Source organism: Boseongicola sp. (genome assembly GCF_057460485.1).
In genome coordinates, this window is the sequence record NZ_JBVCWP010000275.1 from 1 (window position 1) to 5,079 (window position 5,079).

4 protein-coding genes and 3 pseudogenes are annotated in these 5,079 nt (G+C 53.8%); 3 read left to right on the forward strand and 4 right to left on the reverse strand.

Annotated features, from left to right (window positions below; all coding sequences use genetic code 11):
• From AC221Y_RS20130 to AC221Y_RS20140, 3 genes and pseudogenes are all read right to left on the reverse strand, one after another.
• Positions 1-144: FitA-like ribbon-helix-helix domain-containing protein (locus AC221Y_RS20130; protein WP_486708182.1), on the reverse strand; the 144-nt coding region annotated here is incomplete at its 3' end.
• Positions 145-471: 327 nt separating this feature from the next.
• Positions 472-1,163 (reverse strand): annotated as a pseudogene (locus AC221Y_RS20135) (IS6 family transposase).
• A gap of 55 nt (positions 1,164-1,218) precedes the next feature.
• Positions 1,219-1,620: pseudogene (locus AC221Y_RS20140) on the reverse strand (DDE-type integrase/transposase/recombinase); the annotation flags it as partial.
• Between the two features lie 254 nt (positions 1,621-1,874).
• On the opposite strand from AC221Y_RS20140, the gene AC221Y_RS20145 reads away from it, so the two are divergent.
• The gene (locus tag AC221Y_RS20145) at positions 1,875-2,951 is read left to right on the forward strand and encodes a DUF2652 domain-containing protein (protein ID WP_486708179.1); all 1,077 of its coding nucleotides are present in this window, start codon (positions 1,875-1,877) and stop codon (positions 2,949-2,951) included.
• Between the two features lie 299 nt (positions 2,952-3,250).
• On the opposite strand, the pseudogene AC221Y_RS20150 reads toward AC221Y_RS20145, so the two are convergent.
• Positions 3,251-3,376: pseudogene (locus tag AC221Y_RS20150) on the reverse strand (IS6 family transposase); the annotation flags it as partial.
• A 523-nt stretch (positions 3,377-3,899) separates the two neighbouring features.
• On the opposite strand from AC221Y_RS20150, the gene AC221Y_RS20155 reads away from it, so the two are divergent.
• Positions 3,900-4,409 carry an EF-hand domain-containing protein gene (locus AC221Y_RS20155; RefSeq protein ID WP_486708180.1) on the forward strand — a complete coding sequence of 170 codons (510 nt, stop codon included), beginning with the start codon at positions 3,900-3,902 and terminating at the stop codon, positions 4,407-4,409.
• Positions 4,410-4,693: 284 nt separating this feature from the next.
• On the forward strand, positions 4,694-5,079 hold a 386-nt coding region (locus tag AC221Y_RS20160; protein ID WP_486708181.1), incomplete at its 3' end, for a Lon-like protease helical domain-containing protein.

Here is a 5,079-nt window from a genome sequence, read left to right on the forward strand (position 1 = left end):
AAACCCTGTACCGGTCTCAATCCGAACAAGCTGTGCAATAGCTAGGCGAACCTCGGCCTCCGCGCTGCGTTTGTTCCGTGCGGCGACACGTTTCAAGGCTTCATAGTCGTTATCGGGTATGTTGCGCACGGTCATTTGGCTCATCGGTAAATATCCTCTCGAATGATGCTATCAGCATAATAATGATGCTGGCATAATGCATGCGCATATCGCCATGCGATAGCAAAAAGAAGCCCCGCGCAAGCGGGGGCCAAGTCCACCTCAACACGAGGATCAGTTAGAAGCAGTCGGGCACCCAAGCCTCGATTCGTGCTTTCTGTTCGGCTGTCACGCCGCACATTTTTTGATGCTCTGGATCGTTGAACAGCTTGTGCATCGCTTCGTTCTTTTCACCCTTGTTCGACTTGGAAAATGCCCGGTGGGATTGTCACATTAATACTCGCAGACCTGATTAGTTCTAGAAATCCAAGATTAAGCAGCGACAATCTCACGCCACTCAGCGAGCTCTAAGGCACGCGTTTGTTGGAGTGTTCGTCGCGAGATCAGATGACGCCGCAAATTGAAATGGTTGTGGATGGCGTCGTGTGTGAGCAGAAAACGCTGCATTGATCCGGGTGATTTGAACCGAGCCATTTGGCGCTCGCGCCGACGCGTTGGTTGATGTTAAAATTCAAATCTATTGTTTAATCTGCCACCTGTGACGTGGATGTGCGCCAGCCCCAAATCACGCAGGGCGGCGGAAAAAGACCTTGGTTTGCCGGTGACGAATTGATTCGGAATGTAACCCTGCTTTTTAAGTAGTTTCCTCATACCTCTAAGGTGCGCGCGTTTGTTTCGGCGAAATTGAGCGAGGGCTTCAAGAACCTCACCTTCGTCGGCAACGGCTCGCTACAGATATGTCCGTCTGCGACCAATTCGGACAAACACTTCATCAAGATGCCAGGTTCCCGAAGGTCGATCCCTGCGGGATTTGACGTTGGCGGCAATCACCGGGCCGAATTTCAAGACCCATCGGCGGGTCGTTTCATAACTAAAATCGATCCCGCGTTCGGCCAGCACTTCTCAATATCTCGAAAGCTCAACGGGAAGCGAAAGTAGAGCCAGACCTCCCTCTGGATTATTGATTGCGGAAATCGATGGTGTGCGGAGGATATTTTGTTCATTCGAGGAAATTACCCGTCGGCGGGCCGACCGACGAGTTAACGTGACAATACCGCTGCGCTCCTGGTTGAAATGGTTGTGAACGGAGGAATGAACGGCGACGTATTTCTGCAAGGTGCGCAGTCGCCTAAATCGAAGCATGGCCCGCTCTCTTCGTCGGAATGGCCTCTTTTCATGGTTTGCAAGCAACCCACTGTCAGGCAGCGGGTGTGAATTCTCAGCCCGAATTTTGAGCGAGCGGCCGGTTTCCTGCCGGTCAGCGTTACCGACGACTTTCATCGCAGCGCCATATGATCGAAGTTTGTCCGTCAGCAAGGTTTTCGGGGATCCGCGGCGGCGCGTTGTTTTCTTTAGAAATTTCAATGCCGCCTTACGATTCCGCGCCTTCCTGACCAAACTTTCCAGAACCTCGCCTTCATTTTTAACGGCACGCCACAGGTAGTGCCGCCCGCCGTCGATCGTAAGCGTCCGACGCTCCCCAACTAACGGCGCTGCTTCTGGCACGAGAGCGGTGCTTGGCTGCCGAGTTAGGGATGGGATCGGGTGATTTACATGTGGCTCATGACCACAAAGCCAAGAAAGACGCCCAGGTGTTGCGAAGGTGCGCTGGGAATTCGCCCCTTCGCCAGCTGGCTTCAATTGGATAATAATGGTTCTTAAAGGAGCGATCACGCCGTAGTCTTCGGATACTGCTCGCAAACAAAGGTGGCGTTATGACAACTCACACCGGCTATCTTCTGATCGCAGACATCACCGGATACACAAAATTTCTGACATCCTCGGAAATGGATCATGCTAACGCGATCCTGCATTCCCTGCTGGAAGCGCTTATTGAACAAATTGGCGACCCGCTACATTTCTGGAAAATGGAAGGCGACGCTGTGCTGGCCTATTCGACCCGACAGCAGTTCCCTTCCGGCGAAACTTTTCTGGCCATCTGCGAAAACCTCTACAATTCGTTTGCGCAGCGCCAGCAAGATATCATCGCCAATACGACCTGCACCTGTAATGCCTGCGCCAATACGGGCGACCTCGATCTTAAGATCATCGCCCATTATGGCCGTTTCGAGGAAATGAAGCTGGGACCGAATTTGGATATTTCGGGGCCAGACGTCATTTTGGTCCATCGCATGACCAAAACCGATGTGAAAGAGAAGACAGGCATCCACAGCTATGCCCTGTTCAGTGACGCCGCGGCGCAAGCCATGAACATTCACAAAGCGCTGGAACCGTTCTCGCAGGAATTCGAGCATTTCGGCGAAGTCTCGATGAAAGTCTACGATCTGGCTAAGGCGTGGCAAACGTTCCGCCACGAGCGCGAGCGCCACTTTATGGAAGAGGACGACGGAGTATGGACATTTCGGCGCCATTTTGACGCGCCCGCCGCGGTGGTCTGGGAAGCGCTTGTTGCCCCCGAGCACAAGCAGCGTTGGATGGACAATATCAAGACGGTCACAGCCGAAAACCTGATGGGTCGCGTTGGCAATGGGTCGACCTATCATTGTGCACATGCACTTGCGGATTTCATCTATACGGTCATCGACTGGGAACCGTTCATCTATTTCTCAACACGGATTCTGGACCCGGCACGCCCCGGCGTCAGCCTTCCTGAGACCTATCATCTGACCCAGACAAACAACGGCACAGAGGTTCGATACACCATGGGCCGGGCTGAGGACGCTGATGGGAACCGTTATGAGGAGTCAGAAGAGAATTCTGTGGCCTTCCTATCGGAATTCTGGCCCGCATCGTTTGATGAGATGGAAGTGCAGCTAAAGGCGGCAAATTAGGCTGGTCCACAGGGCGACAACCGGTGCGTTCGCGCATCGGGCGCGTGGTAATCGCCGGTATGCTACCAAAAAGGCAGCTCGATTTGTGGTGCTGTCAGACAAATGCGAACCAGTCTCCGTTAGGAAAGCGAGGCTGCCCCTTATGCCACGCCCAACTGACGCCACTCAGCCAGTGCGGCACTGCGGTTGAGCTTGAAGTTGTCGCGTGAGTAAAGGTGACGTTCCTGGTTGAAATGATTGCAAACGGAGGCGTGAATGGAGACGAGCTTCTGCAAACTCCGCATTCGGCGAAAGCGCAACATCGCCCGTTCTCGTCGTCGAAACGGCCCAAAGCGATTCCACCAAAACCGAACAGTCTCATGGCTGATTTCGATCCCGCGTTCATGTAATAGGTCCTCAACATTTCGAAGTGAAAGGCGAAAGCGAACGTCCATCATCACCGCCAGGCGGATGATATCAGGGCTTGTTTTGAAGTAGCGAAATGGGGAGTGTTTTGTCATCCAACTACGCTACGAAACCGATCAGTCCGCCTCAAGCTGGTTTTGTCGGACAAGACCTCCTCAGGCACCTGAGGAAGGTTTTGTGTCGATTGATCTGGCTGTTCATCTGGCTCCGTCAGATCAACCATCTCAAAATGGAAGCCGACCAACCCTTTCAGATCGTCAGAGGAACAGCCTGAAACCTTTATTCAGGACGGACGAATTAGAGATCAGCTTAAAGATTGCGATGGTGTGACCTCGGATGCTTGCACCGCCCTTTTGAGGGACCGTGATCGTCTGCAAGATTGCGCTATTCAGGACCAGGACAAAGATCAAACCAAAGTTCAGGACATAGACTGCGCCCCGGATTCGGGCAACGCGGGCGGCGCTGGTAAAAACTGACCCCTTTTGGTGTCGGCTCACCCTGGTCAATCGGCACCTCTCCCCCGATACAAACATTGAGACTAAAATGTCGAATTACATTTCGATGCGCGGCCTGATGGCCGCAACAACGGTCATCGCCGCATTGACAACCGGGTCGGCCGCTCTGGCGGGAGGTGACTCTGAAAATGACGATATGATGCAAATGATGCCATATGGTTACGGGCCTTATGGTGGCGGCGTGGGCATGATGGCGCGCCCGGTCGACACGGATGGCGATGGGATGGTCAGCGCAGCAGAGGCCTCGAGACATGCCAGCACCGGGTTTGCCCAATTCGACGCTGATGGTGACGGCCAGATCAGTGAAGATGAGTATATGGACAGCGCGCCTTCGGTCACGCCGATGGGCCGCAGAAATGTTGAGCGGCTTTATGTCAACCGCGCCGGACGGTTCAAGGTGATGGATCCAGATGACAACGGCGACGTGATATTGGCAGAGTTCATGGCCAAGGCGCAGGCAAGCTATGAAGCCGCCGATGCCGACAAGGATGGAAAAGTCACCGTATGGGAATTCCACGCGCAACAAAATCCATTCTGAGCCAGTGACCCGGCTAAAACAATCTTTCCCCGCAACGCTGCGATCATACAGTGTTGCGGGCTTGTCTTGTGGTGGCCAACGCGGCGCGCGGCACCGTTCGCTCACACCGCCGAAAAATGCTTTCAGTAACCCTAAATGGTCGAATTGATTGTCCCGATGGACCGAAAGGCAGCGATACACTAACATCCAAATTGGATTGCCAGTGTGGCTTATCCTGCGCGACTTTGGTCGTCGGCGAGAGGCCTCAAAAAGATGCAGCTTTCAGAAAGATAATGGAGATATTAATGGCCGACACCTCGATCAGCATCAAGTTGCTGCGCGCCATCGTTGATCCTAAGACGCTGACATTTAGAACCACAGCTTCGCTTGAACCTCTGATTGGCCCGTTAGGGCAAGAGCGGGCAGTCGAGGCGATCCGCCTTTCAGCCCAAATGCGGCATCGGCGCTTCAATCTATACGTCTATGGGGCCGAAGGCAGTGGGCGACATTCAACCGTTCTGCGGTTGCTCGAAGAAGTGGCGGCACAAAGGCCAGTTCCCTCTGACTGGGTGTATCTGCAAAACTTTTCAGATCCTGACCGGCCATTGGCGGTATCTCTGCCGCTGGGGCATGGGGTTAAACTGCGCGCCGCCATGTCGCGGCTGGCAGAGGATCTGGTTACGCACATTCC